Source organism: uncultured Veillonella sp., assembly GCF_934190855.1.
Lineage (GTDB): Bacteria > Bacillota > Negativicutes > Veillonellales > Veillonellaceae > Veillonella.
This window is the reverse complement of record NZ_CAKPTN010000156.1, coordinates 1-3925: the sequence shown is the minus strand read 5'-3', so window position 1 is coordinate 3925 and position 3925 is coordinate 1. Positions and strand designations below refer to the sequence as shown.

Sequence of the window (3925 nt, the reverse complement as noted above, 5' to 3'; positions counted from 1 at the left end):
CTTTCATATCATCAACAGTCAGCTTGCTATAGGGAATCTTACTATCCTCCCAATTATTTCCTGCTGGTTGATGACGTAATTCATAGGCCATCACACCGTCTGGGCTCATAATCATGGCATTTCTGAAAGCAGGTGTGCCATCTGCAATCTTCTCAGTATTGCCATAACGACTCGAGTAAGGCACAGTAAATTTTACATTAGCCCCATCCTCTTTCAATATAAATACGGATGAAGAAAAGTCTAACGCATGGTTCAACTCACGATTAGAATAAATGATGTCATTTAAATCTATAGTACCATCACCTACCACTTGTTTAGGCATATATGTTTTTATATCCTTTTCAACATCCCGTTCCATCTGCTGCGCCTCTGCATCAGTTTTACGATAGTTCTGATATGCATCCTTTGATATTGTAGAATCTGCACCTGGTATATTAATATCAATTGCTTGGCTACCTAATGTCACAAAACTAAAACATAGTGTCGCCAATAACGTACGTTTCATCATGAACTCTCATCCTTTCACATACTCTCTCAAATAGTATATATGTATAGAATATCATATTTTAGTTGACCTTTAGTAGTACAATATAAGTATAGAAACAAGGAGATGATACATATGAAGTTTACCAAACGTATGATTGTCATGACACTTTTATTCATAACTGCTGCTGTATCTACAGGATTTGCTTATGATTATGTATGCAACGGCACTCAAGCAAATTGTAATACAAATGCTCAATACAACTGTAATAATAACAATACAGTTTGTAATAATACTAGCCAAAGTTACTGTGGTCAAAACTCTAATGCTAGAGGATGCGGCGGATATAGAAGATAATATGGTAAATACACCAAAAGCCTATAGTACAAAAATGTACTATAGGCTTTTATAATATGCCACACTAATAATATGTATTACATCTAAATACTGATAAAATTCAGTCTAAAGCAACCCTTTATTAGGAGTTCATACGATTAAAGTATTCAATTGCTTGTCGTGAGAATTCAACGTATGTATTGCCATAAGAGTATGGTCCTAATTCATATGGTTGGTATACAAGCCCTATAACGCCTTTACCTTTCAAGTAGTAATTATCTGAAACATATTCTACATTCCAGTTAGGTAGTAGATCTGCTTTTTTATAACCTTCACTGTAGAAGCGCAATATACCAGAGTTAATGCCTCTCTCTATTTGTTGAGCATTAGCAATTTTTACATAGTTATATAGCGGAATTCTTTGGCCAGTCATCTTGTTATATACTAAGCCTTTGGTGTTATACATACCATGTGCACTACCAGCATGATAATGATAGGTAGTTAACAAAATAGATACTACTTGAGCATCTTCATAGGTAACTTTATAATTTTGTTTTACTTGGTACGCATGTTGATCGTAATAAACTGATTTCGCATATAAAACATAGTTAGCAATATCTGTATTAATTGCCTTTTGTGCAAACATATTATTGGTATATACCAATGGATATTTTAATTCCATGTTTACATCGGATTGACTACCTGTAACAACAGTTGCATAGGTAGGTACCGCCAACATAACACCTAACATAGAGGTCATACATAGCTTTTTAAAGATCCCCATAATAATGTCTCCTTTTAACAAACACCTTTAAATAGGTTCATTACTGTGTTAGTTCTACAAGCTATGATAAAACTCCTCTTTTTATCTTTCACTTTTCTGATAATTTATTCACCATATAAAACAATAAGACTTTCTAGTCTTTCACACTAAATATTAGGAAGAATGCCTCCTAATACAGCGATAATAAGCCCAAGTACAATCATCCAAGTAGATATAAACATTAAAATAAAGGATGTATGTGTATAGATTTGTATAGTGAATTGGTTATAATTAATATCACCTTTAATCACCTTATCCCCTACTTTTTTCATAACTGCATCTAGTACAAAGGGATCCTCTGTAATAGACAGTCTATAGGTGCCTGGTAACGCATCAAAGGTATATAGTTCCATTCTTGAATGAGTAATACCATTCACCCGTGCACGCATAATAGATAAAGTTAAAGGAATAGCCCTTCCCGTCTTTTCATCAACTATATTGAATCCAAATTCACCAACAGGTGCCTTTGTAAACATTTTTCCACTAAGCCATAGGCCATACGTACCTGCTCGTTCTAGGGTAAAGGTTCCTTCTTTGTTTACGTAGGGCATTTCATATAACATTTTAGCTCTGCCAAAGCGAATCGTATTTTTAATACCTAAATAGAACAAACAAAGTCCTAAGGGTATCAATAGATAAAATAATTGTTCCATTATCTACGCCTCCTCTATGCACCCGCTTTTACACAACACGATATGTATTTTCAATATATCATATTTCCACCATACAAAAAAGGACCCTCCGAAGAGAGTCCTTAATCTGTATTGTTATGCTATTAAGCGTTTTTAGCTACTTCAACAAGTTTAGCGAATGCTGCTGCATCGTTAACTGCCAAGTCAGCCAACATTTTACGGTTAACTTCAACGCCTGCTTTAGCTAAACCAGCGATGAAACGGCTGTAAGTTGTGCCATTGATGCGAGCCGCTGCGTTGATACGAGCGATCCACAATTGACGGAATTCGCGTTTTTTCGCACGACGGTCGCGACGAGCGTAGTACAACGCTTTCATTACTGTTTCGTTAGCTTTTTTGAACAAACGGGAACGTGTACCGCGGTAACCTTTAGCTAATTTTAAAATCTTTTTATGACGTGCATGAGCTGTAACGCCCTTTTTCACTCTTGCCATTGTATATTCCTCCTAAATTACGATGTATCGATTTAATAGTTAACGATTAAGCGTATGGTAAGCATTTAGCTACGCGTTTGTGGTCAGCTTTTGCAACCAATGTAGCTTTACGTAAATTACGTTTACGAGCTGGAGATTTTTTCTCAAGAATGTGGCTTTTGAAAGCTTTTGCACGCTTGAATTCACCAGTACCAGTTACTGCGAAACGTTTAGCCGCTGCGCGACGAGTTTTAATTTTTGGCATAATTATAATCCTCCCAAAACATTATTTACTTACTAAAATCATGGTCATGTTACGACCTTCTAATTTAGCTGCTTTTTCAATAGACGCTGTTTCTTTGAGTTCTTCAGCGAAACGTGTCAACACTGCCATGCCTAGTTCTGGATGTGAAAGTTCACGACCGCGGAACATGATAGTTACTTTTACTTTGTTACCTTCACCCAAGAACTTGGATGCGTTTTTCATTTTTACGTAAAAGTCATGGTCTTCAATATGTGGACGTAACTTAACTTCTTTTAAAGTTACGATTTTTTGTTTCTTTTTCGCTTCTTTCTCGCGTTTTTGTTGTTCGTAACGATATTTACCGTAGTTCATAATACGAGCTACCGGTGGTTTAGCGTTAGGTGCAATTTCCACAAGATCAAGATGTTTTTCTTCAGCCAATGCCAATGCCTCACGGGCAGACATAATGCCAATTTGTTCGTTTTCAGGACCTACGACACGAAGTTCACGAGCACGAATCTCTTCATTAATGCGTGGTGTATCCTTGCTAATAGCGTTCACCTCCAAGAGAATAAAAAAAACGGACGGCAAACACCATCCGAATAGAATTCTCTATATTAACCTCATACTTCATGGTATTAGGTGAGTGGCGGATGGCCTCTGCTTCATAAATTACTTAATTATAATAACAAATCGACTAGTGAAAGTCAACAATAATATTGAACTTTCAACAATAAATTTGTTATCACAACTCTTATAGTATAACAGACATTAGAATTTCTGTATATAGGTATACTTACTGACACCTATCCCCCTTTATGTATACAATATTTTTACATTATACCGTCAATTCTATAGAAAAATGCGATACAATAATAAATTGCGAAAAAACGCGGCAAATGCCGACGGAGGAATATATGCCTAAGAAAAAAG

The 3925-nt window shown here is 35.9% G+C and carries 6 protein-coding genes and 1 pseudogene; 1 reads left to right on the top strand and 6 read right to left on the bottom strand.

Annotation, left to right across the window (positions count from 1 at the left end):
- A pseudogene (locus Q0F90_RS08005) lies at nucleotides 1-508 on the bottom strand (hypothetical protein); the annotation flags it as partial.
- Between the two features lie 111 nt (nucleotides 509-619).
- Here Q0F90_RS08005 and Q0F90_RS08000 point away from each other — a divergent pair.
- The gene (locus tag Q0F90_RS08000; protein WP_296004563.1) at nucleotides 620-841 is read left to right on the top strand and encodes a hypothetical protein; all 222 of its coding nucleotides are present in this window, start codon (nucleotides 620-622) and stop codon (nucleotides 839-841) included.
- A 121-nt stretch (nucleotides 842-962) separates the two neighbouring features.
- Here Q0F90_RS08000 and Q0F90_RS07995 read toward each other — a convergent pair whose 3' ends face one another.
- The 5 genes from Q0F90_RS07995 to infC form a co-directional block, all read right to left on the bottom strand.
- On the bottom strand, nucleotides 963-1604 hold the full coding sequence (locus Q0F90_RS07995) for a DUF3298 and DUF4163 domain-containing protein (RefSeq protein ID WP_296004561.1): 642 nt from the start codon (nucleotides 1602-1604) through the stop codon (nucleotides 963-965).
- Nucleotides 1605-1750: 146 nt separating this feature from the next.
- Nucleotides 1751-2296: a hypothetical protein gene (locus Q0F90_RS07990; protein ID WP_296004558.1), complete on the bottom strand. Its 546-nt coding sequence runs from the start codon at nucleotides 2294-2296 to the stop codon at nucleotides 1751-1753.
- 122 nt (nucleotides 2297-2418) lie between these two features.
- Nucleotides 2419-2769 carry a 50S ribosomal protein L20 gene (gene rplT / locus Q0F90_RS07985; protein ID WP_004696335.1) on the bottom strand — a complete coding sequence of 117 codons (351 nt, stop codon included), beginning with the start codon at nucleotides 2767-2769 and terminating at the stop codon, nucleotides 2419-2421.
- A gap of 46 nt (nucleotides 2770-2815) precedes the next feature.
- A complete protein-coding gene (gene rpmI, locus Q0F90_RS07980; RefSeq protein WP_004696338.1) occupies nucleotides 2816-3013 on the bottom strand; it encodes a 50S ribosomal protein L35 in 198 nt (65 codons plus the stop codon).
- 21 nt (nucleotides 3014-3034) lie between these two features.
- The gene (gene infC, locus Q0F90_RS07975; RefSeq protein WP_296004565.1) at nucleotides 3035-3553 is read right to left on the bottom strand and encodes a translation initiation factor IF-3; all 519 of its coding nucleotides are present in this window, start codon (nucleotides 3551-3553) and stop codon (nucleotides 3035-3037) included.
- Nucleotides 3554-3925: the final 372 nt, after the last annotated feature.

What these genes read in the sequence shown, in the direction of transcription:
- Q0F90_RS08000 (WP_296004563.1), top strand. Translation starts at nt 620, where the DNA reads ATGAAGTTTACCAAACGTATGATTGTCATGACACTTTTATTCATAACT.
- Q0F90_RS07995 (WP_296004561.1), bottom strand. Translation starts at nt 1,604, where the DNA reads ATGGGGATCTTTAAAAAGCTATGTATGACCTCTATGTTAGGTGTTATG.
- Q0F90_RS07990 (WP_296004558.1), bottom strand. Translation starts at nt 2,296, where the DNA reads ATGGAACAATTATTTTATCTATTGATACCCTTAGGACTTTGTTTGTTC.
- rplT (WP_004696335.1), bottom strand. Translation starts at nt 2,769, where the DNA reads ATGGCAAGAGTGAAAAAGGGCGTTACAGCTCATGCACGTCATAAAAAG.
- rpmI (WP_004696338.1), bottom strand. Translation starts at nt 3,013, where the DNA reads ATGCCAAAAATTAAAACTCGTCGCGCAGCGGCTAAACGTTTCGCAGTA.